General features: G+C 67.2%; 30 protein-coding genes. 15 read left to right on the top strand and 15 right to left on the bottom strand.

Going from position 1 to position 26,127, the window contains the following annotated elements; all coding sequences use genetic code 11:
• Positions 1-206: 206 nt before the first annotated feature.
• Positions 207-536, bottom strand: a complete 330-nt coding sequence (locus tag AC5JBD_RS05535; protein ID WP_495720758.1) for a UrcA family protein — start codon at positions 534-536, stop codon at positions 207-209.
• A gap of 123 nt (positions 537-659) precedes the next feature.
• Here AC5JBD_RS05535 and AC5JBD_RS05530 point away from each other — a divergent pair, with 123 nt between their 5' ends.
• Positions 660-2,207: a winged helix-turn-helix domain-containing protein gene (locus AC5JBD_RS05530; protein WP_495720757.1), complete on the top strand. Its 1,548-nt coding sequence runs from the start codon at positions 660-662 to the stop codon at positions 2,205-2,207.
• Between the two features lie 21 nt (positions 2,208-2,228).
• On the opposite strand, the gene AC5JBD_RS05525 is transcribed toward AC5JBD_RS05530, so the two are convergent.
• Both AC5JBD_RS05525 and AC5JBD_RS05520 read right to left on the bottom strand, forming a co-directional pair.
• Complete coding sequence (locus AC5JBD_RS05525; RefSeq protein ID WP_495720756.1) at positions 2,229-3,134, bottom strand: manganese catalase family protein; 906 nt, start codon at positions 3,132-3,134, stop codon at positions 2,229-2,231.
• Between the two features lie 141 nt (positions 3,135-3,275).
• Positions 3,276-4,865 carry an alkaline phosphatase D family protein gene (locus tag AC5JBD_RS05520; protein WP_495720755.1) on the bottom strand — a complete coding sequence of 530 codons (1,590 nt, stop codon included), beginning with the start codon at positions 4,863-4,865 and terminating at the stop codon, positions 3,276-3,278.
• Positions 4,866-5,032: 167 nt separating this feature from the next.
• Here AC5JBD_RS05520 and AC5JBD_RS05515 point away from each other — a divergent pair, with 167 nt between their 5' ends.
• The gene (locus AC5JBD_RS05515; RefSeq protein ID WP_495720754.1) at positions 5,033-5,959 is read left to right on the top strand and encodes an ATP-grasp domain-containing protein; all 927 of its coding nucleotides are present in this window, start codon (positions 5,033-5,035) and stop codon (positions 5,957-5,959) included.
• Entirely contained in the window at positions 5,956-6,990 is a 1,035-nt protein-coding gene (locus AC5JBD_RS05510; RefSeq protein WP_495720753.1) for an LLM class flavin-dependent oxidoreductase, read from the top strand. The genes AC5JBD_RS05515 and AC5JBD_RS05510 overlap by 4 nt, the downstream gene beginning before the upstream one ends.
• 67 nt (positions 6,991-7,057) lie before the next feature.
• Here the strand turns inward: AC5JBD_RS05510 and AC5JBD_RS05505 are convergent, their stop codons facing one another.
• Positions 7,058-7,339 (bottom strand): SWIB/MDM2 domain-containing protein, encoded by a 282-nt coding sequence (locus tag AC5JBD_RS05505; RefSeq protein WP_495720752.1) that lies wholly within the window; start codon positions 7,337-7,339, stop codon positions 7,058-7,060.
• A gap of 79 nt (positions 7,340-7,418) precedes the next feature.
• Positions 7,419-8,243 carry an LD-carboxypeptidase gene (locus tag AC5JBD_RS05500; protein WP_495720751.1) on the bottom strand — a complete coding sequence of 275 codons (825 nt, stop codon included), beginning with the start codon at positions 8,241-8,243 and terminating at the stop codon, positions 7,419-7,421.
• Between the two features lie 70 nt (positions 8,244-8,313).
• Between AC5JBD_RS05500 and AC5JBD_RS05495 the strand changes: the two genes are divergently transcribed.
• From AC5JBD_RS05495 to AC5JBD_RS05465, 7 genes are all read left to right on the top strand, one after another.
• Positions 8,314-9,708, top strand: a complete 1,395-nt coding sequence (locus AC5JBD_RS05495) for a UDP-N-acetylmuramate--L-alanine ligase (protein ID WP_495720750.1) — start codon at positions 8,314-8,316, stop codon at positions 9,706-9,708.
• Between the two features lie 37 nt (positions 9,709-9,745).
• On the top strand, positions 9,746-10,135 hold the full coding sequence (locus AC5JBD_RS05490; RefSeq protein ID WP_495720749.1) for a cupredoxin domain-containing protein: 390 nt from the start codon (positions 9,746-9,748) through the stop codon (positions 10,133-10,135).
• A gap of 22 nt (positions 10,136-10,157) precedes the next feature.
• On the top strand, positions 10,158-10,556 hold the full coding sequence (locus AC5JBD_RS05485) for a hypothetical protein (RefSeq protein WP_495720748.1): 399 nt from the start codon (positions 10,158-10,160) through the stop codon (positions 10,554-10,556).
• A gap of 9 nt (positions 10,557-10,565) precedes the next feature.
• On the top strand, positions 10,566-11,036 hold the full coding sequence (locus AC5JBD_RS05480; protein WP_495720747.1) for an OsmC family protein: 471 nt from the start codon (positions 10,566-10,568) through the stop codon (positions 11,034-11,036).
• Positions 11,037-11,594: 558 nt separating this feature from the next.
• Positions 11,595-11,795, top strand: coding sequence for a hypothetical protein (locus AC5JBD_RS05475; RefSeq protein WP_495720746.1), 201 nt, complete (start codon positions 11,595-11,597; stop codon positions 11,793-11,795).
• Positions 11,796-11,806: 11 nt separating this feature from the next.
• A complete protein-coding gene (locus tag AC5JBD_RS05470) occupies positions 11,807-12,283 on the top strand; it encodes a hypothetical protein (RefSeq protein ID WP_495720745.1) in 477 nt (158 codons plus the stop codon).
• 26 nt (positions 12,284-12,309) lie between these two features.
• On the top strand, positions 12,310-12,951 hold the full coding sequence (locus AC5JBD_RS05465) for a hypothetical protein (protein ID WP_495720744.1): 642 nt from the start codon (positions 12,310-12,312) through the stop codon (positions 12,949-12,951).
• A 72-nt stretch (positions 12,952-13,023) separates the two neighbouring features.
• Here the strand turns inward: AC5JBD_RS05465 and AC5JBD_RS05460 are convergent, their stop codons facing one another.
• The 5 genes from AC5JBD_RS05460 to AC5JBD_RS05440 all read right to left on the bottom strand — a co-directional run bounded on the left by AC5JBD_RS05460 (position 13,024) and on the right by AC5JBD_RS05440 (position 16,091).
• Positions 13,024-13,437 (bottom strand): ExbD/TolR family protein, encoded by a 414-nt coding sequence (locus tag AC5JBD_RS05460; RefSeq protein ID WP_495720743.1) that lies wholly within the window; start codon positions 13,435-13,437, stop codon positions 13,024-13,026.
• Positions 13,438-13,553: 116 nt separating this feature from the next.
• Complete coding sequence (locus AC5JBD_RS05455; protein WP_495720742.1) at positions 13,554-13,979, bottom strand: ExbD/TolR family protein; 426 nt, start codon at positions 13,977-13,979, stop codon at positions 13,554-13,556.
• A gap of 19 nt (positions 13,980-13,998) precedes the next feature.
• A complete protein-coding gene (locus AC5JBD_RS05450; protein WP_495720741.1) occupies positions 13,999-14,484 on the bottom strand; it encodes an ExbD/TolR family protein in 486 nt (161 codons plus the stop codon).
• A 92-nt stretch (positions 14,485-14,576) separates the two neighbouring features.
• A complete protein-coding gene (locus AC5JBD_RS05445; protein ID WP_495720740.1) occupies positions 14,577-15,362 on the bottom strand; it encodes a MotA/TolQ/ExbB proton channel family protein in 786 nt (261 codons plus the stop codon).
• A 51-nt stretch (positions 15,363-15,413) separates the two neighbouring features.
• Positions 15,414-16,091, bottom strand: a complete 678-nt coding sequence (locus AC5JBD_RS05440; protein ID WP_495720739.1) for an energy transducer TonB — start codon at positions 16,089-16,091, stop codon at positions 15,414-15,416.
• Between the two features lie 259 nt (positions 16,092-16,350).
• Here AC5JBD_RS05440 and AC5JBD_RS05435 point away from each other — a divergent pair, with 259 nt between their 5' ends.
• Entirely contained in the window at positions 16,351-17,190 is an 840-nt protein-coding gene (locus AC5JBD_RS05435) for a hypothetical protein (RefSeq protein WP_495720738.1), read from the top strand.
• On the opposite strand, the gene AC5JBD_RS05430 is transcribed toward AC5JBD_RS05435, so the two are convergent.
• Together AC5JBD_RS05430 and AC5JBD_RS05425 are read right to left on the bottom strand one after the other, a co-directional pair.
• Positions 17,180-17,581: a dihydroneopterin aldolase gene (locus AC5JBD_RS05430; RefSeq protein ID WP_495720737.1), complete on the bottom strand. Its 402-nt coding sequence runs from the start codon at positions 17,579-17,581 to the stop codon at positions 17,180-17,182. The two genes, AC5JBD_RS05435 and AC5JBD_RS05430, sit on opposite strands and share 11 nt — an antisense overlap.
• Positions 17,578-18,366 (bottom strand): SDR family NAD(P)-dependent oxidoreductase, encoded by a 789-nt coding sequence (locus AC5JBD_RS05425; protein ID WP_495720736.1) that lies wholly within the window; start codon positions 18,364-18,366, stop codon positions 17,578-17,580. The genes AC5JBD_RS05430 and AC5JBD_RS05425 overlap by 4 nt, the downstream gene beginning before the upstream one ends.
• Positions 18,367-18,422: 56 nt before the next feature.
• Between AC5JBD_RS05425 and AC5JBD_RS05420 the strand changes: the two genes are divergently transcribed.
• Genes AC5JBD_RS05420 through AC5JBD_RS05410 form a run of 3 tightly spaced genes read left to right on the top strand, consistent with a single transcriptional unit; the run spans position 18,423 to position 20,805 of the window.
• Entirely contained in the window at positions 18,423-18,989 is a 567-nt protein-coding gene (locus AC5JBD_RS05420; RefSeq protein ID WP_495720735.1) for a DUF1285 domain-containing protein, read from the top strand.
• Positions 18,986-19,588, top strand: coding sequence for a CoA pyrophosphatase (locus tag AC5JBD_RS05415; RefSeq protein ID WP_495720734.1), 603 nt, complete (start codon positions 18,986-18,988; stop codon positions 19,586-19,588). The genes AC5JBD_RS05420 and AC5JBD_RS05415 overlap by 4 nt, the downstream gene beginning before the upstream one ends.
• 35 nt (positions 19,589-19,623) lie before the next feature.
• Entirely contained in the window at positions 19,624-20,805 is a 1,182-nt protein-coding gene (locus AC5JBD_RS05410) for a CCA tRNA nucleotidyltransferase (RefSeq protein WP_495720733.1), read from the top strand.
• Here AC5JBD_RS05410 and AC5JBD_RS05405 read toward each other — a convergent pair.
• From AC5JBD_RS05405 to gcvA, 3 genes are all read right to left on the bottom strand, one after another.
• Positions 20,781-22,475 (bottom strand): putative bifunctional diguanylate cyclase/phosphodiesterase, encoded by a 1,695-nt coding sequence (locus AC5JBD_RS05405; protein ID WP_495720732.1) that lies wholly within the window; start codon positions 22,473-22,475, stop codon positions 20,781-20,783. The genes AC5JBD_RS05410 and AC5JBD_RS05405 overlap by 25 nt on opposite strands.
• 179 nt (positions 22,476-22,654) lie before the next feature.
• Positions 22,655-24,901: a DNA topoisomerase IV subunit A gene (parC, locus tag AC5JBD_RS05400; RefSeq protein ID WP_495720731.1), complete on the bottom strand. Its 2,247-nt coding sequence runs from the start codon at positions 24,899-24,901 to the stop codon at positions 22,655-22,657.
• 21 nt (positions 24,902-24,922) lie between these two features.
• The gene (gcvA, locus tag AC5JBD_RS05395) at positions 24,923-25,831 is read right to left on the bottom strand and encodes a transcriptional regulator GcvA (RefSeq protein WP_495720730.1); all 909 of its coding nucleotides are present in this window, start codon (positions 25,829-25,831) and stop codon (positions 24,923-24,925) included.
• A 127-nt stretch (positions 25,832-25,958) separates the two neighbouring features.
• Here gcvA and AC5JBD_RS05390 point away from each other — a divergent pair, with 127 nt between their 5' ends.
• Positions 25,959-26,117 (top strand): hypothetical protein, encoded by a 159-nt coding sequence (locus AC5JBD_RS05390; protein ID WP_495720729.1) that lies wholly within the window; start codon positions 25,959-25,961, stop codon positions 26,115-26,117.
• Positions 26,118-26,127 lie beyond the last annotated feature (10 nt).

Raw genomic sequence — 26,127 nt, 5'->3', positions numbered from 1 at the left:
TTCGAAGCCGGAGTCCGGCTGTTGAAGATCGAGAAGAAGTGCGACGGATTATGGTTGCGGCGTCCACGACGAGCGGAATAAGTCACGCGTCAAGACGAAGCTTTAGGCCACCACGTCCCAGTAGTTACGTCACCGTTATCATGAGTTGACTTGGCGTCCATTTCGCTGAGCCGGCGCGGCCATTTGCGGCCACGCCGGCTGGCTTGTCATCGGGCGGCCATCAAGGTCTCCTGGCGGGCCGCGAGAGCAGCCTCAAGCGAGACTTTCAACCGCGTTGGGGCGGTCGCGAGAGCCTTGTCCAGCGCGGCGGAAGCGCAGCGTTCGAACGCGATCTTCGGCCGCTCGTCGCGGCAGATCTGGACGCCGGCCCGCTCGACGCGGCGAAGCAGGCGCTCGCGACCGTCGCTGGTGGCGAGATCAAGATCGGAGCCGCGGATCAGGAAAGTGGAGCCGATCTCCCACTTCTGTTCCTCGGCGGCGGCGGGCGTGATAGTCACGAGAGAGAGGAGGGCGGCGAGTGCGAAGGTGCGGGTCATGCGAAGTCTCCATTCGGGCGCGGCCGTTCCGCGCCGGGATGACAGAGACTGGTCCCGTTCAGGCTTCGTCCGACAGGATGCCGGCCTGATGATCTGCCGATAAAGTGCCGATGAACGCCTGACATGGCCAGCGAAGCGCCCACCATCGTTCTTGCCCATGCCGCGCCCTTTCGAATCGGGGCGATGGAGGTCCGGCCCGGCACCCGCGAGGTGATCGGCCCGAGCGCACGCGAGGTGATCGAGCCGCGCGTCATGCAGGTGCTGGTCGCGCTGGCCCAGGCGAGCGGCGAGATCGTGTCGCGCGACGACCTCATCGCCTGCTGCTGGGAAGGCCGCGTCGTCGGCGAGGATGCGATCAACCGCGTCATCTCCAAGGTCCGCAAGCTCTGCGACACGGTCGGCGCCGGCAGCGCACGGCTCGAGACCATCACCAAGGTCGGCTATCGCCTCCTGACGGACGAGAGCGCGCCGATCCCGGGCGCGCTGGCCGCCGTGAAGCCCCGCTTCAGCCGACGTGCTCTTCTGGCGGGCGGCGGCGCCCTCCTCGCAGCGGGAGGCGGTGCCGCCTGGTTTGCGTTGCGCGACGACGATGGCGTGCCGGCCGAGGCCGAACCCTATTATCAGCAGGGCCTGGAGGCGATGCGGATCGGCCTCACCGAGCGGAACGCCGAGGGGATCGGCTTCCTCCGCCGCGCCGCCGAGATCGCGCCCCAGTCGGCGCAGGTCTGGGGCGCGCTCGCCGTCGCCTACCAGCAGAGCCGCAATTCCTTGCCGCCGCGGGAGGCGCAGGTCGCGCAGGAGCGGTCGCGGTCAGCCGCCCGGCGCGCGCTCGAACTCGACCCAGACAATCCCGCCGCCCATGGCGCGATGCTGATGGACATGCCGCTGTTCGGCAATTGGCTGGCGGTCGAGCGGTCGGCGATCAAGTCCAGTGCCGTCGGCCGTTTCGACGCGGGCGGCGTGCTCAATTCGCTACGCTGGAACGTCGGGCGGACGAGGGAGGCCCTGGACAGCTTCGAGACATTGGGCGCGGGCAAGCTCATCCAGCCGCTCGTCCAGTATCGCTATGCGATGCTGCTCTGGGCGGCCGGGCGGCTCGACGAAGCGGACCGGGTGACTGAGCGGTCGCTGTCGCTCTGGCCGCGCAACTTCGCGATCTGGTTCGGGCGCTTCTGGATGCTCGCCCGCACCGGCCGCCCGCAGGAGGCGCTGGCGCTGTCCGCAAACCGGGCGGTGCGTCCCACCGGGATCCCCGACTGGAATTTCGAGGTGAACGACCTCAACGCCCGCGCTTTCCTGACCAGGGCGCCGGCGGATGTGGAAGCTGCGCTGGCCGCGTATCGCAGGGCCGCGCCGATGGGTGCCGGCTTTGTAGAGAATGCGATCCAGTTCGCAGCGCCCGCAGGCCTGCTCGACGAGGCGTTTCGCTTCGCCGAGGCTTATTATTTCGGGCGCCACTTCCGCGTCAGCACGACCCGCTTCACTACCCAGCAGGGCGGCTACACGCCGCGCGACCGGCTCGTCACGCACATCCTCTTCGCGCCCAGCACGCGGGCCATGCGGCGCGATCCGCGCTTCCTGCCGCTGGTCGAGGAGCTTGGCTTAGTCGAATATTGGCGCCGCTCCGGCACCCGGCCCGATACAGCCGCGGAAATGGGGCTCCGCCTCTAGCGCGACGGAGCCCCGCTCCGCTCAATGATCGAGCGGGATCGCCTTGGTCTTGCCCGCACCCGGGCCGGCGCCGAGATCGGTGCCGGTGGTCGGGTTGCGGCTGGTGTCGGACTTGGTGCGCTCCGCCAGCGCGACATTGTCCTTGGCTTCGCGGCCCGACAGATTGACCGACGCGAGGCCGTCGCCGCCGTCCACCGGGATATTCTCGACGATATTGTCCATGCGCTCCCACTCGTCGCCGTCGTTCCACGGCCCGACCGCATCGCCCTGACCCTGCGAGGTGTTGACGTAGAGGCTGGCGAATTCCGGACGGCCCGGCAGCTTGCCCGGCGGGAAGTTGTTCTCGATCGAATAGAGCGCCTTCTCGAAGCTCTTCTGGTGCGCGACTTCGCGGGTCATCAGGAAGGTGAGCGCATCCTTCACGCCGGGATCATCGGTGACGTTGATCAGCCGCTCATAGACGATCTTCGCCCGCGCCTCGGCGGCGATGTTGGAGCGCAGGTCCACGGTCGGCTCGCCGCGCGTGTCGACATAATGGCCGTTCCACGGCACGCCCGACGAGTTCACGAAGGCGGGGCCGCCGCCGTAGAGGATCGATTCGGTGTGGCTGATGCCGCCGGCATTGATCTCCCGGTACAGCTCGGCCTCGGACATGCTGCCCTCCGCCATCTTCGCCTTGGCGCCCTTGTTCAGCATCGTCACGATCGAGCCGATCACCTCGAGGTGGCTGAGTTCCTCGGTGGCGATGTCCATCAGCATGTCCTTGCGGCCGGGGTCGTCCTCGGCAAGCCCCTGACTGAAGTAGCGCATGGCGGCGGCAAGCTCTCCGTCGGGGCCGCCGAACTGCTCGAGCATGTAGGTGCCGAGCACCGGATCCGGCTCCGAGACGCGGACGGTATATTGCAGCTTCTTGTTGTGAATGAACATGAATGGACTCCCCGGGGAAGGCGTTGCGGGCACTGGATACGCAAGTAGCGAACCCCCGCCGCGCTCCTGACGTTCCCCGGGCATGCGACGAACCGATGTAAGTAAGTCGTTCAGTCCAAAAGGCTAATTTAGGTTAACCTCTCAGGCGGCGACAATCCTTGGATCGCCTGCAGCGACGGCCAGGGACGCGCGCGTCGAGAGCGCCCCGCCCGGCTGCATCACCTGATCGACGACCTTGAACTCGCTCAGCCAGCGCTCCGGCGTGACGTCGCAGACCAGATAGCCGCGCTGGTTGTTGTTGAACTTGAGGAAGGGGCTGGCCTGCTGGATCTCAACCATGTCCGGCCGCTGGTCGTTGCCGGTGCCGCCGGAGCTGATCGAGGTGGCGACGAACTCGGTGGCGATCGGCTCGCCTTCCGGGTTGCGGCCGTCGAGGTGGAGCTCGCCGGCGAAATTCTGGTGCTCGTCGCCGGTGAGGACGATGGTGTTGGCGATGCGGCGATCGCGGATGAAGCGCAGCAGCCGGTCGCGCGGACGCTGATAGCCGCCCCAGCTGTCGGGGTTCACGGCGAAGACATCCGGCGCCGGCACCCGGTCGAGATCCATCATCATGATCTGCTGCGCCAGCGCCTTCCAGCGGGCACGCGAGCCGGCGAGGTTGTCCATCAGCCACTTTTCCTGCGCCGCCCCGAGCACCTCGGCATTGGCGCGGTCGAGTTCGCCGCATGGAACGCCCCATTTGTCGTCGCAGGGCTGGTCGGTGCGATATTGGCGGGTGTCGAGCAGGTTGAGATCGAGCAGGTCGCCATAGACGGCGCGGCGGTAGAGCTGCAGCGAAGGCCCGACCGGGAAGGACCTCGCCCGGAGCGGCATGTTTTCGTAATAGGCTTGGGCGGCGGCCTGCCTGCGCAGGTTGAAGGTGGCCGGCGGCGTCCCGTTCTCGTCGATCGAGCCGACCCAGTTATTCTCGATCTCGTGATCGTCCCAGGTCACGAACCATGCCGCCGCGGCGTGCGCCGCCTGCAGGTCCGCGTCCATCTTATACTGGGCGTAGCGGCGGCGATAATCGTCGAGGCTGTAGATTTCGAGGTCGACGTGGCGGCGGACATTCTCGACCGGGCCGCCCGGACTGTTCCACAGCCGCTCGCCGCGATATTCGTAGATATAGTCGCCATAGTGGAAGACGAAGTCGAGATCGGGCTCGGCGGCGAGCTTGCGGTAGGCGGTGAACAGGCCCTGCTCGTAATGCTGGCAGCCCGCCGACGCGAAGCGGACGCGGGCGAGGCTGGAGCCCATAGCCGGCATGGTCTTGGCGCGGCCGTAGAGGCTGCGCTCCGTGCCGGCGATGAAGCGGTACCAGTAGGTGGTCGCGGGATTGAGCCCCGCCACTTCCACATGGACGCTGTGGCCGAGCTCCGGCCGAGCGACGGCGGTGCCCTTCTGGACGATCGTCCTGAAGCCGCGGTCCGAGGCGACTTCCCACTGCACTTCGACCGGCTGCGACGGCATGCCGTGCCCGATTTCGAGCGGTTCCGGTGCGAGCCGGGTCCAGATGACGAAGCCGTCAGGCATCGGATCGCCGGCCGCCACGCCGAGCTGGAAGGGATAGGTGGCGAAGATCGGCTGGGCGAGCGCTTCGGTGCCGAGCAGCGGCATCGCCGCCAGCGCGCCGAAGCTCTGGATCAGGCGGCGGCGCGAAATCGCATAACGCTGCTCAAATATGCGGCTCATCGGGCAATCTCTTCCAAACTTCGGCGGTTGGCAGGAAATAAGCGCGACGCGGCTGCGCCGTGCCGGAGCTTCCTAAACGCTGGCCTTGCCGCGGCAAAGTTGCATTTCAGCGGCCCCGGACACAGATGGGCGCCTCCCGCCCGTCCGGGCGCATCACAAGGTCCGTCATGAAGCCGCAGCTGGCGGTGCTCTACGAGCACCCGAAATGGTTCGAGCCGCTGTTCGCGGCGCTGGAAGGGCGCGGCATCCGCTTTGAGGCGATCCGCCTCTCCGATCATAGCTTCGATCCGGTGTCGGCCGACATACCCGCGCCGGTGGTGCTCAGCCGTGTCGCCATGTCGAGCTTCCTGCGCGAGACCGACCACGGCATCTTCTATGCCGAATCTTTGCTCGCCCACTGGGAAGCGTGCGGAGCGCGGGTCCTGAACGGCGCCGATGTGATCGCGATCGACTCCTCCAAGGCGCGTCAGCTCTCGCTCATCTCGCGCCTCGGCTATGCAGTGCCGGAGACCCGGGTCGTGCACCGCGCCGACGAGCTGGTCACGGCGTCGCGAGGCATGCGCTTCCCTCTGCTGGTGAAGGCGAATATCGGCGGCTCCGGTGCCGGGATTACCCGCTATTCGAGCGAGGATGAGCTTGCCCGATCGGTCCGGGAGGGCACCGTGCCGGACAGCGTCGACAAGGTGCTGCTGCTCCAGGATTATGCCCCTGCGCGCGGCGGCTCGATCATTCGCATCGAGACGCTCGGCGGCAAGTTCCTCTACGCGATCGAGGTGGAGAGCGGCGGCGACAGCTTCGATCTTTGCCCGGCCGATGCCTGCATCGCGGCGCCGGGGCGCAAGGCGATCCGGATCGCGGCAGTGGCTCCCGCTCCGGAGATCGTCGAAGCGGCAGAGCGGATCGCGCAGGCGGTAGGCCTCGACGTCGGCGGCGTCGAGGTGCTGATCGACGATCGCGACGGCACGCCCCGCTTCTACGACATCAACGCCCTGTCCAACTTCGTTGCCGACCCGCTGAACGCGCTCGGCTGGGACCCGCACGAGCGGCTCGTCGATTATATCGCCGCCGCCATTGCAGAGAAGGACGCCGCATGAGGTTCGGTTACTGGATGCCCGTGTTCGGCGGGTGGCTTCGCAACGTGTCCGACGAGGGAATGGAGGCGAGCTGGGACTATGTGAAGCGGCTGACGCAGCGCAGCGAGCAGACCGGCTGGGACCTGTCGCTGATCGCCGAGCTCAACCTCAACGACATCAAGGGCGTCGAGGAGCCTGCGCTCGATGCCTGGTCGACGGCCGCGGCGCTGGCGGCGGTGACCGAGACGATCGAGCTGATGGTCGCGGTCCGCCCCAATTTCCACCACCCGGCTTTGTTCGCAAAGCAGGCGGCGAACATCGACAATATCAGCGGCGGGCGGCTGGCGCTCAACGTCGTCTCCTCTTGGTGGGCGAACGAGGCGAAGCAATACGGCCTGCAGTTCGACGAGCATGACGACCGCTATGCCCGCACGCGCGAATGGCTGACGGTGGTACACGGCCTCTGGACCGAGAAGCATTTCAGCTTCGAGGGCGGCCGCTACCACCTCGAGGACGCGATCTGCGAGCCCAAGCCGGTCTCCCAGCCCTGGCCGACCATCTATGCAGGCGGCGAGAGCGAGGCGGCCAAGACGATGATCGCGACGCAATGCGACGCCTATGTGATGCACGGCGACCCGCCCGAGGCGATCAAGCCGAAGATCGAGGATATGAACGAGCGCCGGGCCAAGGTCGGCGGCGATCGCATGCAGTTCGGCATGGCCGCCTATGCGATCGTCCGCGACAGCGAGGCGGAGGCGAAGAAGGAGCTGGCCCGCATTACGGCGATGCCGCCGCAGCCGCCCGCGGGCTTCGACAATTTCGACCAGTGGCTGTCGGGGACGCAGCTGGAGCGGGAGCTGAAGCTTCAGGAATATTCGGTGTCGAACCGGGGCCTCAGGCCCAATTTGGTCGGGACGCCGGAGCAGATCCGCGAGCGCATCGAAGAATATGAAGCGGTCGGCCTAGACCTGCTGCTGCTCCAGATGAGCCCGCAGGCGGAGGAGATGGACCGCTTCGCCGCGCAGGTGATCGCACCGATGAAGGCGGCCTGATCTAGGCCGGGCATGAAAAAGCCCTCTCCCAGCCGGGAGAGGGCTTTTGGAAGCCGGAAGTTGCGGCTTACGGCTGGCTCAGGTGGCCCGACAGGTGCTTGTTCATTTCGAACATCGAGACCTTGTCCTTGCCGCCGAAGATCTTCTTGAGCTTGTCGTCGGCCAGGATCTCGCGCTTGTTCTGCGGGTTCTGAAGATTGTTCTTCTTGATATATTCCCACATCTTGCTGACGACGTCGCTACGGGCGATGTTGCCCGTGCCCGTGATCGCCGCCAGATCGGCCGACGGCTTCAGCGGCCGCTGCAGACCGTCAGAACCACCCGATTTACCCGTTGTGCCCTTTGCCATTGAAGGCTCCTCCTCGTGAACTGCCTCTTCTAGAGCGCAAACGCGCGCCAAGTGCAATGGTCTCGGCTTCTGCGGCGACTCAAGCTGCCGGCGAGCCGAACGGCACGATCTTGTTGTCGGCATCGTGACCGATATCAGCCGGCCCCAGAAAGGGGATGCCGGCGCGGTCGCACCAGAAGCGCATTATATCCTCCTCGGTCTCGCCGAAGTCGGGGTCGTTCTCCGGCACCAGGCTGCAGCGGCCGAGGCGGATGCCGGCGACGCGTCGCACGTTCGCGCTGCTGGTGATGCGGAACAGCGCGCGGTCGGTGCGATAGCTGTGCTCGGAGACGTCCTCCAGCATCAGCACATGGCCGGCAAGATCGGGCTCGATGGCGGTGCCGAGCAGATGGCTCAGAACCGTGATGTTGAACGCCGCCGCCGGGGCTTTTCGGTCGAGCGAGGGCTCCAGCCCCTCGCGTCCGCCCTCGAGCCAGCCGAGCACCCGCAGCACCGCAGACTCCCCTCCCTCGCGCTTGATGTCCGCCGGCATCGGGCAGTGCACGACCCGCTCGAAACCGGCGCCGTAGAGGGCAGCGAGCGTGAAGCCGGCATCGCTATAGCCGAGATAGCTTTTCCGGCGCGCGGCCGGTTGGAGGCGCTCCACCAGCGCTTCCGCGATGCGATTGGAGCCATATCCGCCACGTGCGTGCCACAGCGCATCGAACTGGTCGTCATTGGCCACTTCGAGGAAGGCCGTCGCGCGTTCGACATCCGTGCCGGCGAAATGCTTGTGCGAGATGAAGCATTGCGGGTGAAAGACGATCTCGATCCCGGGATGATGCGCGGCAGCCAGGGCCGTGACGCGCTCGGCTACTGCCGGCTCGATCGGCGTGCTCGGCGCCACCACCCCTATCCGCATCACTGGCCCCTTTTCAGCGCTTTACCGGCCGCCGGTGCTTCCCATCGGCGGGGCGCATCAATAGGGCTGGCGCATGGACCAGACCAAGTATTTCTTCTGCGGGATCGGCGGGAGCGGCATGCTGCCGCTCGCCTGCATCGTCCGCGCGCGCGGCTCTGAAGTGGAGGGATCGGACCGCTCGCTCGACCAGGGGCGGCTCGCCGAGAAGTTCGAATTCCTGCAGCGCCTCGGCATCCGTCTCCATCCCCAGGACGGCAGCGGGATGCGCAGCGCCGATCAGCTGCTCGTCACCTCGGCTGCGATCGAAGAGACGGTGCCGGACGTGCAGGCGGCGCGCCGGCTCGGCGCCGAGCAGATCACGCGCCCCCAGCTCCTCGCCCGATTGTTCAATGAGGCGCGGATCTCGATCGCGGTCGGCGGCACCAGCGGCAAGTCCACGACTACGGGCATGATCGGCTGGATCCTGCACGAGACCGGCGTCAATCCGACGGTGATGAACGGCGCGGTGATGAAGAATTTCGTCACCGCCGACACGCCTTTCGCCAGCGCGCTGGTCGGCGACGGCGACGCCTTCGTCAGCGAGGTGGACGAGAGCGACGGCTCGATCGCGCTCTACCAGCCGCGCATCGCCGTGCTCAACAACATCACCCTTGATCACAAGTCGATGGACGAGCTGCGCGGCCTGTTCCTGAGCTTCGTCGACAAGGCCGACGTCGCCATTCTCAACATCGACGACGAGGAGACGCGGTCGCTGGCCGCGCAGGTCGATCCGGAGCGGCTCGTCCTCTACGGATTTGCCGACCTCGCCGACCTTCGCGGCGCCAATATCGTCGAGGAGCCGCTCGCGATAAGCTTCGATGTGACCGACGGAAGGAGCGGCGAGACGGTGCCGGTCCGTCTGGGCGTTCCCGGCCGCCACAATGCCGCGAACGCGCTGGCGGCACTCGCGGCAGCCCAGGCCGCGGGCGTCGACCTCCGGCAGGCCGCCGAGGCGCTCGCCGGCTTCCAGGGGCTGAGGCGCCGTTTCGAAGTGGTCGGCACGCGAGGCGGCATCACCGTCATCGACGATTTCGGGCACAATCCGGACAAGATCGCCGCGACGCTCGACACGCTCCACGCCTTTCCGGGACGCGTCCTGGCGATGTTCCAGCCGCACGGCTACGGCCCGCTGCGGACGATGCGGCAGGAGCTGATCGACTGTTTCGCGCAGCGGCTCGGGTCCGAGGACGTGCTGGTCATGCCCGACCCTGTCTATTTCGGCGGCACCGTGGATCGCTCCATCGGCAGCGCTGAGATTGTCGAGGGAGTCCGCGCGGCGGGGCGCAACGCTGAACATATTCCCGATCGCGCTCAATGCGGCGAGCGCCTCGGCGCGCTTGCCCGCCCCGGCGACCGCATCATCGTCATGGGCGCGCGCGACGACACGCTCACCCACTTCGCCGCCGACCTGCTCGCAAGCCTCGGCTGAGCGCGCTATGCTGGGGCGCTATTATCGGAGCCCACCCATGTATCGCTTGCTTGCCGCCGGCCTCCTCGCCCTTGCCGTCGCCCCCGCGGCGGCCGCGGCGGAATGGCGGCAGGCGCGCGACGTCGAGGTGAGGCTGTCCAACTTCGACATCGAGCCCGGCGCGATCCGCCTCAAGGCCGGGGAGCCGGTGCGGCTCCGCTTCGTCAACACCAGCCAGAGCGATCACAGCTTCAGCGCCGACGAGTTCTTCGCCGCCGGGCAGTTGCGCAGGCGCGACACGAAGGTCGTGAGAGGCGGCGGCGTGAACGTTCGCGCAGGCGACGTGCGCGAGGTCCTGCTCGTTCCGGCGGCAGGCCGCTACCGCGCTCGCTGCGGAAACATTCTTCACCGGATATTGGGAATGAGCAGCGAGATTATCGTCGAATAGATCTGACGGAGCAGGACCGATCATGGGCAAAGGCAAGAACAAGAAGAAGTCGAAGAAGAAGGACGAGCAGCTCCCCACCCGACTCGCCGGCGTTCCGCTGCCCGAGAATCTGAGGGAAGTGGCTGCCACCGCCCAGCAACTGGTCCGCCATCCCGTGGTCAGCGACATCATCTCCGCCGGGGTGCTCGCCGCCATTGCTGCCCTGGCCGAGAATGAGAGCGTGCGCCGCGCCGCGCGCAGTGCGGGCGAGGAGGCAGAGGACGCCGCCGGCGAAGCCGCACGCACGGCGAGCCGCGCCAAGGTCGCGGTCAAGGCCGCGGCGGGAGCGATGGGCAAGCGCCTGCTCGACGAAGTGAAGAGCAGCGCCGGGACCGGGAAAGGCGCGAAGTCCGCCAAGAAGGAGCCGGCGCACGCGGGCTAAAGGCTGGGAATGGGCAAGTATACGGCGACGATCGCCTGGCAGGATGACGGGGATTTTGCGAGCGGCCGCTACAGCCGGGCGCACAGCATCATCTTCGACGGCGGCGCCGTCGTCCGCGGCTCCTCCTCGCCGCACGTCGTGCCCCTGCCCTTCTCGGATCCAGCGGGCGTAGATCCGGAGGAGGCCCTCGTCGCCTCCGTCTCCGCCTGCCACATGCTCTGGTTCCTGAACCTCGCGCAGGAAGCCGGATGGCACATCGCCAGCTACCTCGACGAAGCCGAGGGCGCGATGGGACGGGTCAGCCCCGGCAAGATCGCGATGACCCGCATTGTCCTCCGGCCCCGCATTCGCTTCAGCGGTACAGAGCCGAGCCCTCAGCAGGTCGACCTGCTCCACCACGAGGCGCACGAGCGCTGCTTCATCGCCAATTCGCTCAAGACGGAAATCGTCGTCGAGGCGCCGGCCGCAGCCGAAAGCTAAGTTCCGGAAAGTTCCCGACATCCGTTCCGGGCACGTTACTTATCCACGTTATCCTCCTTATCCACAGGTCGATTCCGCTTCTGCGACTCGAAGCTGCGTGACAGGTTGCACTCATGGCCAAAGGGCAGCCCCGCCGGAAACGGCACGCCCTGAAGCCAAAGGTCCGCCAGGGCCGCTCCGGTGCCCCCGATTGAGCCGGAGCGCGAATGACGGGCAGGCGATCGCGGGAGACCAGACGCGGCGGCCAAAGTAGGGCCGGGACTGGCGAACTTCCGATAGAGCCGGCAGCGCGGCGGTCCGTCCGGACGTAACGTGCTGCAACGGACGTGTGGCTGGGTTCGCCCCCGGGCCGAGTGTCCATACCGAGCGACGCCGTCTTTGCCCGCTCCCTGGGCAAGGAAGCGGGCCGGCGCCGGGACGAGGGTGGGGGCCGGCGGCGACGCCGGCCCCCATTTTCCTTTCAGGCGCCATCAGCCTCCCCTCGCCTCTTCCTTCGCGTTCCGCTGGAACGGCATCGCTGCCGCGGCCGTTTCATCAGGCGCAGCAAGGAGCACCGACATGCCCAAGATGAAACCGGACCGGGACGATAGTCGCGGCGGTCTCGGCGCCGGAGGACCGCAGGACGGCCCCGTCGACACCGACGAGAACAATGCCCGCCGCGATCGCGGCGGCGACCTCCTCGAGACCGGCGGCGCCGGCCACGGCGAACTCGGCCAGGGCGGCCAGCGCCATCCAGGCGGCAGCAGCCGCGACCGCTAAGGGAGAATGAGATGACGCAGCAAGGCGGATTGAACGCATCCGAACTCGCCGACCGCGAGGATGAAGATCTCGGCGGCGCGGGCGGCTCAAGCGGCGGCGGCACGAGTGCCGGCCGAGGCGAGCCTTCGGGCGGAGCGATCGGTGGGAGCGGTGGAACCAGCGGCGGCGTCCCCGGCGACATGCTTGGCGGGGAGACACCGTTCGGCGCTGGCACCGGCAGCCTTTCCGGCCTCGACGGCGGCGGCATCGCCGCGGAAGCCGCGGCGCTGGGCACGGCCGACGGCTCGCTCGCCGACGCTGCAAGCGACCGGGAACCCGGCGCAGAGCGGCTGAGCGGCGGCCCGACCAGCGCCGAAGCCATCGGCCAGGGCGCGCGCCGCGGCGAGACCGGCTCCGGCACGCCGGGCGACACCGGCGATCTCGGCGGCGGCGGCGGCGGCACCGGGCCAAGCGGCACGGCGAGCCCGGGCGGCGAAAGCCGCGCCTGAATATCCAAGGACAAGGAGCAAAGAACATGGACCAGCAGCAGGATCAGGCGACACTTGACGAGCAAGGCAGCCGCGACGGTGCGCCGATTACGGGCGGGATCAAGGACGACCTCGAAGGCGGCACGACCGGCGCCGCCAGCATGACCGGCGGCGACAGCAGCGCCGCCTCTCCCGACCAACCTGGCGGCTCGTCGGCGGCCTCGGCGGCGGGCAGGGACAGCCCCGCCGGCGGGGACAAGGGCCCGATCGGCATGGCCAGCGCCGGCGGCAGCCCGGTCGGTGAGGCCGGCGGCGGAGCCCCCACCGGCCCCGGCGGCCAGGGATCGCTCGGCTCTGCCAATTATAACGAACGCGGCAATGTCACCGGCCCCGACAGCCCCGCCGGCTCAAACGCCGCGATTGGCCTCCCGCGTGAAGGTCAGGGCGAAGATCTGGCGAACCGTCTCGGCGGCGGCGACAATCCTCGCACCGGCCTCACCGGCGCCGGCTCCGTGAGCGGCGACATGAGCGCCGATCGCAGCGAGGCGACAGGCGAAGCCGGGGCCGGCGCTCCCGACGCCGGCAGCCCCGGCGGCATGGGAGGCGTTCATGCCCAAGGCGGCACGGGCACCGGCCGCCCGCCCGGTGGCGTCAGCCCGCTCCAGGACGGGCAGGGCGACAGGGAATAACGACCCGGCTTACGGCTTTCGAAAAAGGAAGGGCGGCCGCCGGCCGCCCTTCTCACATCCGCAGATGTGCGCTCAGAAGCTGGCGTAGGCCTCGTTGCCGAAGAAGCCCATCGCCTCGACTTTGGCGCGTTTGGTGATGGCCAGCACCCGATCGACCACCTCATAGCGTGCCTGCGGGTGCGGCTGGAGGTGAAGTTCGGGCGCAGGGGTCATGCCCGCGCTGAGATCGAGATACTGGCGCAGCTGCAGCTCTGTGGTGGGCGCTCCATTCCAGAGGATCGTGCCGTCGCGGTCGATCACGACCTTGTTCTTGACTGGATTGACCAAGCCGGGTGTCGGGCGCGGTAGATCTACTTCGACCGAGTGCGTCTGGACCGGAATGGTCACCAGGAACATGATCAGCAGGACCAGCATGATGTCGATCAGCGGCGTGGTGTTGATCTCCATCATCGCGCCGCCGTCCGCCTCTTTCGCCGCTGCAGTCATGCGATCCTCCTCAGATGTGATGCTATAACATACACCGTTGAAGGCCACACCGCAATCAGGCGAAACAAAAAGGGCGGCCCGAAGACCGCCCCTCACGCTTTCGAACGAGCTTGCCGTCAGAAGTTGGCGTAGGCCTCGTTGCCGACGAAGCCCATTGCCTCGACATTCGCCCGCTTGGTGACGGCGAGCACCTGGTCGACGACCTCATAGCGCGCCTGCGGGTGCGGCTGGAGGTGGAGCTCGGGGACCGGGGTCATCGTCTGGGTGATGTCGAGATACTGCCGCAGCTGCACCTCGTTCACCGGGGCGCCGTTCCACAGGATCGTGCCGCTCGGCTCGATCACGATCTTGTTCTTGATCGGGTCGATTGGCGGCGGATTGTTCTGCTGGCTGTCGACCGGCAGGTCGAGCTTCACCGCGTGGGTTTGGATGGGGATCGTGATGATGAACATGATCAGCAGCACCAGCATGACGTCGATGAGCGGCGTCGTGTTGATGTCCATCATCGGTTCGCCTTCGGCGCCACCAGTCGACATTGCCATGGCGTATTACTCCTGAAACTTAGAGGCGGGTGGTGGCGCCGCCCGGGGCGGGCTCGGAAATGAAGCCGACCCGGCTGAAGCCGGCGCGCTGCATGGTGAAGACGGCGCCGCCGACGCAGCTATAATGGGTGTTGATGTCGCCGCGGATGTGCGCCTCCGGCAGGTCGGTGACGTTGTCGGGTCCACCCTGGCGCTCGATCTCGTTCTTCAGCTTCTCGACGGCGCGGTCGAGAAGCTCTTCCGAATTGACCTTCTGGAGGCCCCAATAGACCTCGCAATTACCCTGGGTGCCGCGAACGGAGAGGGAGACGTTCTCGGGCTTGGTGGTGGTCGGTTCGAACCTGACCTTGGGCAGATCGACGTCGACCGTTTGGATCACGACCGGAACGGTGATGAGGAAGATGATGAGAAGCACCAGCATGACGTCCACGAGTGGCGTCGTGTTGATGTCCGACATCGGAGTTTCTTCGCCACTGCTGTCCGGAGAGCCGACATTCATCGCCATGGGGGATTCGTCCTGTCCTTGGTCTCAATCTGGCGGGTCTTGTGTAACCAGCCCTGAACGGCGGGGCGTCCGGGAACGCCCCGCCGATTCGATTACATCTTGTTGGCGCTGGCGGTGGTGGTGCCGGTGGCGCTGCCGGTCGCCGTGCTGCCCGCCTTGGTCGGCGTCGCGGCGGCGCGGCCCGCAGCGGCAGTGGCCGGACGGACGGAACCGCCGGACATCATGTAGCCGTGCACGTCGTTGGTGAAGCGCGCCAGCTCCTCGAGCACCGCCTTGTTGCGACGCATCAGCCAGTTGTAGGCCATAACCGCAGGCACCGCCACGGCGAGGCCCAGCGCGGTCATGATCAGCGCTTCGCCGACCGGGCCGGCGACCGCGTCGATCGACGCCTGACCGGCGGCGCCGATCTTGATGAGCGCGCGGTAGATGCCGATCACAGTGCCGAACAGGCCGATGAACGGTGCCGTCGAGCCGACGGTGGCGAGCAGCGCCAGGCCGGTCGAGAGCTTGGACGCGATCGCGCCCTGGCTGCGGGCGAGCGAGCCCATCATCCAGTCATGCTGGTCGATCGGATCGGTGAGCTTGTCATGCTGCTCCTGCGCCACGATCGCGTCGTCGACAATCTGACGGTAGGCGCTGTTCTTCTCGAGCTTGGCGGCGCCTTCGCGCAGGTTCGCCGCCTGCCAGAAGCTGGTGCGCGCCTTCTTGCCCTGGTTGATGATCTTCTGCTGTTCGAACAGCTTGACGAACAGGATGTACCAGGACGCGGCCGACATGATCACGAGGATACCGAAAGTCGCATAGGCGATCGTGCCGCCCTGTTCGAGTGCGGCCATGAGGCCATAGGGGTTTTCACCGCCTGCTGCTGGTGCTGCCATGATGTTCGTTTCCTCTCAGTCTTAAGATGAAAATCGCTGTGATACGGGTCTTTAGTCTTCCGGCAGGCGCCAGGTAATCCTGCTCGACGTGCTGTCGTTTGTCGGCTGACCGCTGCTGTCCCTGGCGGGCGTGAAGCGGGCTCGGCTCGTCATGATCCGACAGGTTGCCCGGTCGAGCGTAGAAGATCCGCTCGACGAGGTGATCGTGCAGTTGGTGACGCGGCCGTTGGGGCCGATTTCCAGCCGGAACCCGGTCGTCCCCTGCTCCTCCGAACGGATCGCGGCGTCCGGATAGTCGGAGTCCGAGATGTAGGAGGCGAGGTTGGCGCGAGCGCGAGCCGGTTCGACCTTCACCGGAGGCGGCGGCGGCGGCGGCGGCGCCGGCGGTGCCGGCGGTGCCGGCGGCGCGGTCGGCGTGATCACTACCGGCGGCGCCTGGCGGACCGTCTGGACAACCGGAGCCGGCGTGTTGACGCGCACGATCGGCGGCGGCGAGACGACGGGCGGCGGCTGAACCGGCTGCACGTCGGGCGGCGGGGGCGGCGGCTCCTCCTCGGGGGGCGGCGGCTCTTCCACAACGTCGAAGGTCTTGAGGTCCTCGGCGGCCTTCTTGATGACGTTGTAGGCAAGACCGGTGATGAACGCGTAGCCGAGCAGAGCATGGAGCAAAGCGACGATCACGATCGCCGCGATCCGCCCGTTGCTCATCTTTTGGTCAGCATATGCCATTAATCAGCCACACTCCCTCTCACGAGTTATGCCGTAGCGGCGGGCAGGCAGACAACGCAGCCGAACCATTACGGGTCCATGGATGTTTCAACATCTCATGGCTAGGGTTTGCGTCTCTAACGTCCTGTCATTTCGGAGGCAATCCTCCTGTGCGAAGTGACACCGCTGGTCGAAAACGGCTGTAAACAGCCAAAAACGTGGCTAATCAGGGGTTAACGAGCCATTCAGCAGCCGTAACGAAAAGCCTGTTCGCATGAAGATGAGCCACTTTGGAACTGCCGCCGCGGCCCTTGCCGCGCTCGCTTTGAGCCCTCCCGCCGAATCGCAGGCGCCGGTGCCTGCGCCCTCGCGACTGAGCTACGCCGACCTTGCCGACCTCGCCCTGGACGCACCGGTTGTCGCCCACATTCGGGTTGCGAGCGCCGCGCGGCTCAAACCGGAGGAGGCGCCTGGCCTCGCAGCCGGCCGCACCCGCTTCTATGTCGAGGCCGAAGTCCTCTCCCTGATCCGCAGCCCGGGCGGCCTCTCTGCCCGCGTCGCCTATCTCGTCGATCTTCCGAACGAGGGCGGCAAGCCGCCCAGGCTGCGCAAGGGAAGCGAGCATCTCCTGTTCGCGGCTCCGGTGCCCGGCCGGGCGAACGAGCTGCGCCTGACCGGCCTCGACGCCCAGCTCGCTTTCGCTCCTGCGGATGCCGAGCGGCTGCGGACGATCCTGCGCGAAGCGGCGGGCCCAGGCGCCGCGCCCGAGATCGTGGGCATCGGCCGGGCCTTCCACGTGCCCGGCTCGCTGCCCGGCGAGAGCGAGACCCAAATCTTCCTGCTTACGGCCGACAATCGGCCGGTCTCACTCAACGTGCTGCGCCGGCCCGGCCAGGCACCGCAATGGGCGGTGTCGCTGACCGAGATCGTCGACGACAGCGCCGCCGCTCCGTCGCGCGACACCTTACTCTGGTACCGCCTCGCCTGCTCGCTGCCGCGCGCCCTGCCCCGCCAGAGCCTGAATGAAGCGGGGGCGGAGGAAGCGCAGGCGATTGCAGCAGATTATCGCCTGGTGCTGGAGGGTCTCGGCCCGTGCCTCCGCACCAGGACTAGAAGCTAGCCAGGTCTACGCCGACGCCGGCGCAATCTGGATAGATGTCGGGCTTGCGGCTGCGCACGCGAAGCGCGGTCACGCCGCGGCGGGCAGCGACCAGATCGTAGATCGCGCGGACGAGTGTCTCCTGCAGGTTCCAGCGCCGCGCTCCCGCGATGGCACGGATCTCCGTCCTCAGGAAGTCGTAATCCCACGCTTGGGCTTCGTCGTCCTCGGCAGCGAAGGATTTTTCGTCCACCCACACTTCGACGCTGATCAGCAGCCGCTGCGGCGCGCCGACCTCGAATTCATGGAAGCCGATGTCGACGTCGAGGCTGAAATCCTCGAGTACGATCTTGCGGGTCTTGGGCGCGAGGTGATCGGGCACGAGGCCATCGATCTTGGGCCTGTGGTTCACGTGTTGGGCTCCAGGAATTGCCCGTCGCCGGAGGGCGACAGGAATTGAACATCGCGGGAGAGACCGAGGAAGCGCTGGCCCGCATCGAGGACGATGGTCTGGCCGGTATAGGTCGGCGTGGCGATGATGAAGCGCAAGGCGGCGACGATCTCGCTCACGTCGACGCCGCGGCCGAGCGCGTTGAGGCCGTGCACCTCCTCGAAATTGTCGCGGCTCTGCGGCCCCGAGACCAGGGTCACGGACGGTGCGATGCCGCAGACGCGGATGCCCCGGGCGGCATAGGCGCGGGCGGTCAGCTCGGTGAGGCCGGCCAGCCCCATCTTGGTGATGGTGTAGCTGAAGAAATCGGGGTTCGGGTGGCAGAGCTTGGCATCGAGCAGGTTGATGATCAGCCCGCCGCCCTCCGCCCGCTTCGCGAACGCCTGCGACAGCAGTGCCGGCGCACGCAGGTTGATCGCGTGGTTGAGGTCCCACTCCGTGACGCTGAACCCGTCGGCATCGTCATAGGCGAATCGCGACGCGTTGTTCACCAGCAGCCGCACCGGCGGCAGGTCCCGCGCGGCGGTGAAGATACGCTCGGCCGCATCTGCCTCTGCAAGCTCCGCCTCCACCACCCCGGCGTTGCCCAGTTCGGCGGCGAGCGCGTCCGCCTCGGCCCGCGACCGGTTGCAGTGGATCAGCAGGTGCCAGCCGTCGGCAGCCAGCGCACGGGCGATCTCCGCGCCGATCCGCTTCGCACCGCCAGTGACGATCGCCGTCCGCGGCCCCGTGAACTCACCTGCCATGGCGGCGCCGGATAGGAGCTTTGCGCTTGGCCTGTCGATCCCCTACCTGAGGCGCGATGCCGATGCCGGAGCCCCCGCAGGACCTCAGCCGTCTCTCGCTCGCCGAGATCGCCCGGCTCGCGGCGGAGCGCAGGCTGCCCCCGGTGGAGAGCTGGAACCCTACCCATTGCGGCCCCAGCGACATGCGCATCGCCCGCGACGGCACCTGGTTTCATCAGGGCAGCCCGATCGGCCGTCAGGCGATGGTGCGGCTCTTCTCCACCATATTGAGGCGCGAGGCCGACGGCGGCTATGTGCTCGTCACGCCCGTCGAGAAGCTCGATATCGAGGTCGAGGATGCGCCCTTCGTCGCGGTCGAGCTGAAGAGTAACGGCGAAGGCCGCGAACGCTCACTCGCCTTCCGGCTCAATACCGGAGATGTGGTTGTTGCCGGCCCGGACCACCCGCTCCGCCTGAAAGACGGCGAGGACGGTCCCCACCCTTATCTGGAGGTCCGCCGCGGCCTCGACGCACTGATCGCCCGGCCCGTTTATTATGAGCTCGCCAATTTCGCCCTGGCCGAAGGCGCCGAGCCGCCGGGCCTCTGGAGCAGCGGCGTCTTCTTTCCGCTGGACGCGTCGTGAGCCTCGCGCAGACCCTGCGGGAAGCGCTGGAGCTGGGACATCGCCGCTCGCCCGAGCTGATCGATGGCGATCCGCTCGACCCGCAGCTCCCCGATTCCGAAACGATCACGCCGGCGGCGGTTCTGGTGGCGGTGGTCGACCGACCGGAGCCGACCGTCATCCTCACCGTGCGGCCGGAGACGATGCGCCGCCACGCTGGCCAGATCGCCTTTCCGGGTGGCCGGATCGATCCGGGCGACGACGGCCCGATCGCCGCGGCCCTGCGCGAAGCGGAGGAGGAGATCGCCCTGCCTCGCTCTGCGGTGGAAGTGATCGGCATCGCCGACCGCTACCGCACCATCACCGGTTTCGAAGTCACTCCGGTGGTCGGCGTCGTGCCGCCCGGCCTCCCGCTCGAGCCGCACCCGGGGGAGGTGGCCGACGTCTTCGAGGCACCGCTCTACTATCTCCTCCGGCCGGAGCATCAGCTCGTCAGGACGGCGATGTGGCGGGGCCGGGAGCGCAGCTATTACGAGATCGACTATGAAGGCCGCCGCATCTGGGGCGCGACCGCGGCGATGATCGTCAATCTCAGCCGCCGCCTGGCGCTCGTCTCATGAGGCTCCCCGAAGCGCCCTGGCGGAGCCGCTCCGGCATGCGTAAGCTTCTGGCCACACTCGGCGCGGCCGAGGGCGATACCCGCTTCGTCGGCGGTGCCATCCGCGACACCTTGCTCGACATAAAGGTCAGCGACATCGATCTCGCCACCCGCCTCGCGCCGGAGACGGTGATGGAGCGCCTCAAAGCCGCGCACATCAAGGCGGTGCCGACCGGCCTCGCCCACGGCACCGTCACCGCGATCGTCGGCGGCGCGCCCGTCGAGGTCACGACCCTGCGCCGCGACGTCGCGACCGACGGCCGCCGCGCGACGATCGCCTATACGGACGACTGGCAGGAAGATGCCGCCCGCCGCGACTTCACCATCAACGCCTTCTACGCGGATCCCGCGAGCGGCGAGATCTTCGATTATTTCAGCGGACTTGCCGATCTCCAGGACCGCCGGGTCAGGTTCATCGGTGATCCCCTGACCCGGATCGCCGAGGATCATCTGCGCATCCTGCGCCTGTTCCGCTTCCACGCCCGCTTCGGCGCCGGCGCTCCGGACCCCGCCGCGCTCGATGCCTGCGAGGCCCGCGCCAACGACCTCATGGCCCTGTCACGGGAGCGGATTGCGGACGAGTTGCTGAAGCTCCTCGCTCTGCCCGATCCCACCGCCACAGTCAGGCTGATGGTCGAGCGAGGCATATTCAAGCCCGTCCTGCCGGAGATCGGCTCCGAGGGTGTCGACCGGCTTGCGGCGCTGGTCCGCCGCGAGAGCCTTTCGGGAATCGAGCCCGAAGCGGTGCGCCGCCTCGCCGCCCTGCTCCCGCCGGAGCCGAGCCTCGCCGCTTCGCTGTCGGCGCGGCTCCGCCTCTCCAACAAGGCGATCAAGCGGATCGTCGCCGCCGCCGAGCGCAAGCCCGGCGACGGCGCACGACCGCTCGCCCTCGCTTATCGTATCGGTGCCGACGAGGCGGTCGACCGGCTGCTGCTGGGAGAGGAAGGGGATTCCGTGACCGCCGACAAGGTGCAGAGCCTCGGCGGCTATGCGCGCCCACGATTCCCGCTGACTGGCGGCGATCTCATCCAGATAGGTCTCAGGCCGGGGCCGATCGTCGCCGCGACCCTGCAATCGATCGAGCGGGAATGGATCGAAGGCGGCTTTGCGCTGGATGAAGAGGGGGTGCGGCAGCTCGCCCGCGCCCGGGTCGATCAGGCGTTGCGCGCCAGCCAGTAATCGAGCGCCGCTTCCGGATCGAGCGGCTTGGCGAAGTAGAAGCCTTGGCCGTGGGAGCAGCCAAGCTCGGTCAGCGCCTTGGCGAGTTCCTCGGACTCGATTCCCTCGGCGGTGGTGGCAAGGCCGAGCGCTTCCGCCAGCGACAAGATGGCCCGCACGATCGCGACCGAATCCCCGTCGCCCAGCATGCCGGCGACGAAGCTGCGGTCGATCTTCAGCGTGTCGATCGGCAGCCGCTGGAGATAGGAGAGCGAAGTGTAGCCGGTGCCGAAATCGTCCATCGCGACCTTGGCATCGAGGGCCTTCAGCGCCTCCAGCACCCGCGTCGCGCGCTGGGGATCCTGGATGATCGCGCTCTCGGTCAGCTCCAGCGTCAGCCGGTTGCCGGCGATGCCGCTGGAATTCAGCGCGCCCGAGACGGCGGCCGCCACGTCGTCGCGAGCAATTTGGATGGCCGAAAGGTTTACGCCGACCGTCAGCGGCAGGCGCTTGCCGGTCTTTCGGTCCCATTCCGCCAAGGTTCGGGCGGCGGAATCGAGCGCCCAGCGGCCAAGCGCCAGGATCAGGCCCGATTCCTCGGCGACCGGGATGAATTCCGTCGGCGAAATCTGGCCCCGGTCCTCATGCTCCCAGCGTGCCAGCGCTTCGAAGCCGGACACCTGCCCGGTCGGCAGGTCGATCAACGGCTGGTAGGCGAGCTTCAGCCGGTCGCCTTCGATGGCGCGGCGGAGCTCGGTCTCGATGCTGAAGCGATGGCGGGCTGCCTGCGCCTGGTTGGGTTCATAGACCTGCGTCCGCCCGGTCAGCTTCGAGCGCTTGAGCGCGAACTGGGCGTTGCGAAGAATCTCCTCGGCCAGCTCGACGCCGCCGGTCAGCAGGGCGCAGCCAACCGAGCAATCGACCCGGATTTCCAGCTCCGACAGCCGGAACGGCGTCGCCAGGACCGAGCGGATCCGCTCGCCGAGCTCCAGCGCGTCCTTGAGACCGTTGTCGAGCCGCATGAGGATGCCGAACTCGTCGCCGCCGGTGCGGGCGAGCACGTCGCCTGCCCTGAGCGCCGAGAACAGCCGCCGCGCGAAGCTGATCAGCAATTCGTCGCCGGCCATCGCGCCGACGCATTCGTTGACGCGGCTGAAGCGGGTCATGTCGACGACCACGACTGCGTGACTGCCATCGCGGAAATTGGGATGCTCGAGGATCTCCTCCACCCGTTCGTTGAAGGCGAGGCGGTTGGGGAGGCCGGTGAGGCTGTCGCGGAGCATCTCCGCGCGCAGGCTTTTCTCGGTCTCGACTTGCGCGGTTTTGTCGATCAGCGAAACGAGGCAGCGGCTGGGATGGCCCGCCGTCGGGCTGAGCCGCGCCAGCCGCACCAGGAAATGGCGACCGCCGATCACCTGCCCGTCGCCCCCTTCGAACTGGTGCACCGGCTCCGACCCGTCGAGGAAGTCGCGCAGGCTGAGGCCGATCGGGCCGCGCTGGAGCAGGTCGATGCGATCGATCGCACCGCCGTCCAGACGCTCGTCGCAGCGGGCAAGGTGGCGGAAATGGTCGTTGGTGCGCTCGATCTCGTGCAGCCCCGCACGCGAACGCCCGACCACCGCCGCAGCGATGGGCAAGGCGTCGAGATATTCCTGCTGGGCGCCGGCTGCCTCTTCCGGGGCGATGGCCACGACGGCGCGTTTCGCAGCCCGGATCGGGGCAGCGGCAGTGTCCGGCGTTTTCCTGCGCCGGGGCGTGGACGCGACCTGCATGACAGGAGGCTCTAAACGTGAGCGGTTAATCTTCCCTTTCCGCTATGCGTGACAGCGGTTTCCGCGCGGGACGGAAGAGTTAATGCCGGTCCTGCCCCTTAAAACTTATTGTCCCTTGGAAAACCGACCGGGGGCATCCGGCCGGCGGCGCCGCGAGCGGTGCGCCACGCGGAAAGGTCGGCCTCGGTGCGGGTGCGGCCGGTGGCGCCGCCCATGCTCCAGCTCATGCCTTCCGCGAACTTGAAAGTAGTCACGTCGGAGAGACCTCCGTCGCGGTAGCGCTGGAGGGCGACGCCCTGGCCGCGGCCCATCTCCGGGAGCTCGGTCAGCGGGAAGACGACCATCTTCCGATTGTCGCCGATCGCGGCGACATAATCATCCTCGGGCCCGATCTGCTTGACGATGGCGAGCGTGGCGCCGGTCTTGAGGTTGACGACCTGCTTGCCCTTGCGCGTCTCGGCAATGGCCCCGCTCGATGAGGTGACGAAGCCGCGCCCGTCGGATGACGCCAGCAGCAATTTGGACGCGGCGCTCGCCGGGAACAGCGCCACGATGTTGCTGCCCTCGCCATCGAGGTCGACCATCAGCTTGACCGGTTCGCCAAAGCCGCGCCCGCCCGGCAGCTTGTCCGCCGCAAGCGTGAAGAAGCGCCCGTTCGCCGCCGCCAGCAGCAATTTGTCCGTGGTCTGGGCGTGGAAGAAGAAACGCGGGCCGTCGCCTTCCTTGAACTTCAGCGCTTCCGAGTTCGACAGCTCGACATGCCCCTTCATCGCGCGGATCCAGCCGCGCTCGGACATGATGACGGTGATCGGCTCGCGCTCGATCATCGCCTCCAGCGGAATCTCGCGCGCCGGCCCGGCTTCCTCGATCAGCGTGCGCCGCGCGCCGATCTCCGTGTCCTCCGCGTAGCGCTTGCGGAGATCGGCCAGATCCTTCTTCAGCCGCGTGCGCTGCCGCGCCGGGCTTTCGATCAGCTTCTGTAGCTCATCCCGCTCCTTCTCGAGCGTGTCGCGCTCGCCGCGGATCTGCATCTCCTCCAGCTTGCGCAGGGAGCGCAGGCGCATGTTGAGGATGGCCTCGGCCTGACGGTCGGTGAGGCCGAACTCGGCCATCATCACCGGCTTCGGCTCATCCTCGGTGCGGATGATCTCGATCACCCGGTCGAGGTTGAGGTAGGCGACCAGATAGCCTTCGAGCAGCTCGATCCGGTCGGCGATCTTCTGGAGCCGGTAGTTGGAACGCCGGACCAGCACCTCGAACTGGTGGGCCAGCCAGGCGAGGAGCGCCTCCTTGAGGCTCATCACCCGCGGCGTCCGCGTCGCGTCCAGCACGTTGAGATTGAGCGGGATGCGCACCTCGAGATCGGTCAGCCTGAACAGGCTGTCCATCAGCACGCCGGGATCGACCGAGCGGCTTCGGGGCTCCAGCACGATCCGGATCGCCTCGTCCGATTCGTCGCGGACATCCTCCAGGATCGGCAGCTTCTTCTCGGCGATCAGCGCCGCGATCTGCTCGATCAGCTTGCCCTTCTGCACCTGGAACGGGATTTCGGTGACCACCAGCGACCAGGTGCCCCGGCCCAGATCCTCCTGGCTGTATTTCGCCCTCACCCGGAAGCTGCCGCGGCCGGTGCGATAGGCCGCCGCGATCGTGTCGGCACTGTCGACGATCACGCCGCCGGTCGGAAAATCCGGGCCGGCGACGAAATCCATCAAGGCCGAATCCTCGGCCTTGGGATTGTCGATCAGGTGCGTCGCGGCATCGATCAATTCGGCGGCATTGTGGGGCGGGATCGAGGTCGCCATGCCGACCGCGATCCCACTCGCGCCGTTGGCGAGCAGGTTCGGGAACAGGCCGGGAAAGACCTCCGGCTCCTCGTCCTCATTATTATAGGTCGGCCGGTAGTCGACCGTGCCTTCATCGAGGCCCGCCATCAGCTCGATCGCGGTCTGCGTCAGCCGCGCCTCGGTGTAGCGGTAGGCGGCGGCGTTATCGCCGTCGACATTGCCGAAATTGCCCTGCCCGTCCACGAGCGGATAGCGGAGCGAAAAGGTCTGCGCGAGGCGCACCATCGCGTCATAGACCGACTGGTCGCCATGCGGGTGGTATTTGCCGATCGTGTCGCCGACGACGCGGGCGCATTTCTTGTAGCCCGCCGCAGGATCGAGCTTCAGCAGTCGCATCGCCCAGAGCAGTCGCCGGTGCACCGGCTTCAGCCCATCGCGCACGTCCGGCAGCGAGCGAGCGGTGATCGTCGACAGCGCGTAGACAAGGTAACGCTGCGACAAGGCGTCGTCGAACGACGCATCGACAATCTGGTCGAAGGGATCTTCAAGCTCGGCCATGCACCTGCGATAGCAAGGCTTTCAGCCTTCGACGAGGGTTTTAAGGTCGCTTTCGACCTCGGCCAGCAGCCATTCGCGGAAGCGCTTGATCTTGGGCACGTTGCGGCGGTGCTCCGGATAAACCAGCCAATAGCCGTAGCCGCGTGAGGAGACTTGCTCGAACGGCCGCACCAGCCGTCCCTGGGCAAGGTCGACGCGCCAGAAGAAGGGCGTCAGCATCGCCATCCCCTGCCCGGCGAGAGCGGCATTGCCTTCATGCGCCTGCGAATCCATGCGGAGGCCCGGCCGGATCGCGCCGTCGGGCACGTTGACGCCCGCCTCCTCCAGCCAGTATGACCACCACACGTCCTGCGGGCTAACGAGCGGCAGGCGGAGGAGGTCGGCGGGCTCGAGCTTGCCGCCGTGGCTTTCGAGGAAAGCCGGGCTGCACATCGGCGTGAAATTGACCCGCATCAGCCGCTCCGCATGGAGGCCCGGCCAGGCGGGTTCGCGACCCGCCCGCACCGCCACGTCGACATCGTCGGTGACGAAATCGGCGAGCGCATCGGTGGCGGCCAGCCGCACGGCCATATCGGGATGCGCCATCTGGAACCCGCCCAGCCGCCACGCGAACCAGGTGTTGGCGAAGGTGTGCGAGGTCGAGATCGTCAGCATCGATTCGTCTTCGGCGCGGAGCCTGGCGAAAGCGGAGTCGAGCGCATCGAAAGCGCGCGAGACCTGAGCGGCGGCCTTCTGGCCCGCATCGGTCAGCGCCACGCGCCGCTTCTGGCGATGGAAGAGAGGCAGGCCAAGCCGTTCTTCCAGCAGCTTTATTTGATAACTGACCGCCGCTTGAGTCATGCCGAGCTCGGCTGCCGCGCTGGTGAAATTCTGGTGGCGAGCGGCGGCTTCAAAGACCCTGACGGCCGGCAGAGGCGGGATCTGACGCATCCCCGTAACGATAAGCCACCCTTATCATCCATGTCGAGCCTTTAGTTGGCGCCGCAGCCGCTTTCCAGCCATCTTCCTCCTGTGCCGGACATGAACGACCGGCGGACATGGAAAGAAGGATCATAAGATGCGCGACCAGATCGATGGCCGCCTTTGGGCGGAGCATGGCCACCTTTTCGCGGAGCAGCTGGGCCAGCTGCTGGACACCACGATGCGCGCTTTCGAGCGCCTCAACGCGATCGAATTCGCCGCCCCCTGGCGCGCGAACTCGGCCGCCAAGTGCTGACGGGAGACAG

It is taken from the genome of Allosphingosinicella sp. (genome assembly GCF_059502505.1).
Note: the sequence above shows the minus strand (reverse complement) of the source record. Positions and strands in the feature narration are given on the sequence as shown.

Bases quoted from the DNA above. Each gene is read 5' to 3' on its own strand.
- AC5JBD_RS05535 (WP_495720758.1), bottom strand. From the start codon at position 536: ATGACCCGCACCTTCGCACTCGCCGCCCTCCTCTCTCTCGTGACTATC.
- AC5JBD_RS05530 (WP_495720757.1), top strand. From the start codon at position 660: ATGGCCAGCGAAGCGCCCACCATCGTTCTTGCCCATGCCGCGCCCTTT.
- AC5JBD_RS05525 (WP_495720756.1), bottom strand. From the start codon at position 3,134: ATGTTCATTCACAACAAGAAGCTGCAATATACCGTCCGCGTCTCGGAG.
- AC5JBD_RS05520 (WP_495720755.1), bottom strand. From the start codon at position 4,865: ATGAGCCGCATATTTGAGCAGCGTTATGCGATTTCGCGCCGCCGCCTG.
- AC5JBD_RS05515 (WP_495720754.1), top strand. From the start codon at position 5,033: ATGAAGCCGCAGCTGGCGGTGCTCTACGAGCACCCGAAATGGTTCGAG.
- AC5JBD_RS05510 (WP_495720753.1), top strand. From the start codon at position 5,956: ATGAGGTTCGGTTACTGGATGCCCGTGTTCGGCGGGTGGCTTCGCAAC.
- AC5JBD_RS05505 (WP_495720752.1), bottom strand. From the start codon at position 7,339: ATGGCAAAGGGCACAACGGGTAAATCGGGTGGTTCTGACGGTCTGCAG.
- AC5JBD_RS05495 (WP_495720750.1), top strand. From the start codon at position 8,314: ATGGACCAGACCAAGTATTTCTTCTGCGGGATCGGCGGGAGCGGCATG.
- AC5JBD_RS05490 (WP_495720749.1), top strand. From the start codon at position 9,746: ATGTATCGCTTGCTTGCCGCCGGCCTCCTCGCCCTTGCCGTCGCCCCC.
- AC5JBD_RS05485 (WP_495720748.1), top strand. From the start codon at position 10,158: ATGGGCAAAGGCAAGAACAAGAAGAAGTCGAAGAAGAAGGACGAGCAG.
- AC5JBD_RS05480 (WP_495720747.1), top strand. From the start codon at position 10,566: ATGGGCAAGTATACGGCGACGATCGCCTGGCAGGATGACGGGGATTTT.
- AC5JBD_RS05475 (WP_495720746.1), top strand. From the start codon at position 11,595: ATGCCCAAGATGAAACCGGACCGGGACGATAGTCGCGGCGGTCTCGGC.
- AC5JBD_RS05470 (WP_495720745.1), top strand. From the start codon at position 11,807: ATGACGCAGCAAGGCGGATTGAACGCATCCGAACTCGCCGACCGCGAG.
- AC5JBD_RS05465 (WP_495720744.1), top strand. From the start codon at position 12,310: ATGGACCAGCAGCAGGATCAGGCGACACTTGACGAGCAAGGCAGCCGC.
- AC5JBD_RS05460 (WP_495720743.1), bottom strand. From the start codon at position 13,437: ATGACTGCAGCGGCGAAAGAGGCGGACGGCGGCGCGATGATGGAGATC.
- AC5JBD_RS05455 (WP_495720742.1), bottom strand. From the start codon at position 13,979: ATGGCAATGTCGACTGGTGGCGCCGAAGGCGAACCGATGATGGACATC.
- AC5JBD_RS05450 (WP_495720741.1), bottom strand. From the start codon at position 14,484: ATGGCGATGAATGTCGGCTCTCCGGACAGCAGTGGCGAAGAAACTCCG.
- AC5JBD_RS05445 (WP_495720740.1), bottom strand. From the start codon at position 15,362: ATGGCAGCACCAGCAGCAGGCGGTGAAAACCCCTATGGCCTCATGGCC.
- AC5JBD_RS05440 (WP_495720739.1), bottom strand. From the start codon at position 16,091: ATGGCATATGCTGACCAAAAGATGAGCAACGGGCGGATCGCGGCGATC.
- AC5JBD_RS05435 (WP_495720738.1), top strand. From the start codon at position 16,351: ATGAGCCACTTTGGAACTGCCGCCGCGGCCCTTGCCGCGCTCGCTTTG.
- AC5JBD_RS05425 (WP_495720736.1), bottom strand. From the start codon at position 18,366: ATGGCAGGTGAGTTCACGGGGCCGCGGACGGCGATCGTCACTGGCGGT.
- AC5JBD_RS05420 (WP_495720735.1), top strand. From the start codon at position 18,423: ATGCCGATGCCGGAGCCCCCGCAGGACCTCAGCCGTCTCTCGCTCGCC.
- AC5JBD_RS05410 (WP_495720733.1), top strand. From the start codon at position 19,624: ATGCGTAAGCTTCTGGCCACACTCGGCGCGGCCGAGGGCGATACCCGC.
- parC (WP_495720731.1), bottom strand. From the start codon at position 24,901: ATGGCCGAGCTTGAAGATCCCTTCGACCAGATTGTCGATGCGTCGTTC.
- gcvA (WP_495720730.1), bottom strand. From the start codon at position 25,831: ATGCGTCAGATCCCGCCTCTGCCGGCCGTCAGGGTCTTTGAAGCCGCC.
- AC5JBD_RS05390 (WP_495720729.1), top strand. From the start codon at position 25,959: ATGCGCGACCAGATCGATGGCCGCCTTTGGGCGGAGCATGGCCACCTT.